1 protein-coding gene is annotated in these 706 nt (G+C 66.3%); it reads right to left on the bottom strand.

The features are described 5' to 3' along the window. The coding region (exbB, locus tag NS334_RS16705; protein WP_206542711.1) for a tonB-system energizer ExbB at positions 1 to 622 on the bottom strand (622 nt) is incomplete at its 3' end. Positions 623 to 706: the final 84 nt, after the last annotated feature.

Here is a 706-nt window from a genome sequence, read left to right as displayed (position 1 = left end):
GATCGAGATCACGCGACAGCAGCCGTCCCGCGGCGCCCGAGGCGCGGTTGACGAGCTCGAGATAGACCTTCGTGGGCCTCGAAAATTGGTTGTAGATGATGACCGCGGGGATCGCCGCGACGAGGCCGATCGCCGTTGCAAGCAGCGCCTCCGCGATACCCGGCGCCACCACGGCAAGGTTCGTCGTCTGCGACTTCGAGATGCCGATGAAGCTGTTCATGATGCCCCAGACCGTGCCGAACAGGCCGACGAAGGGTGACGTCGCGCCGATGCTCGCGAGCAGGCCCATGCCGACGCGGATCTTGCGCGCTTCGGCGCGCACGATCTCGGCAAAGCTCGACGCCGCGCGCTCCTTGATGCCGCTGTCGCTGGAGATGCCCGCCGACAGACGTCCTTCACGCATCGCGGCAGCAATGAACGCGGACAGCACGGTGCCCTTGGCGCCGAGCGCGAACTGCGCCTCGGCGAGCGACCGCGATTCAGCGATCTTGGCGAGCGCGCCGCGCAGCTTGCTCTGTGCGACGGTCAGCTCGATCGTCTTGGCGATGAACACCGTCCAGGTCACGAGCGATGCGAACGCGAGACCGAGCATCACCGCCTTCACGATGATGTCGGCGTTCATGAACATGTTCCACGGCGACAATTCGTGCAGGCCGGTGCTGGTCGATTTCAGCACCTTGCCGTCGCTGCCCGCGGGCGCGGCCGG

Source organism: Sphingomonas endophytica (genome assembly GCF_001476895.1).
Taxonomy (GTDB): domain Bacteria; phylum Pseudomonadota; class Alphaproteobacteria; order Sphingomonadales; family Sphingomonadaceae; genus Sphingomonas; species Sphingomonas endophytica_A.
The sequence above is the reverse complement of the archived record's forward strand: the minus strand, read 5'-3'. Positions and strand labels throughout refer to the sequence as shown.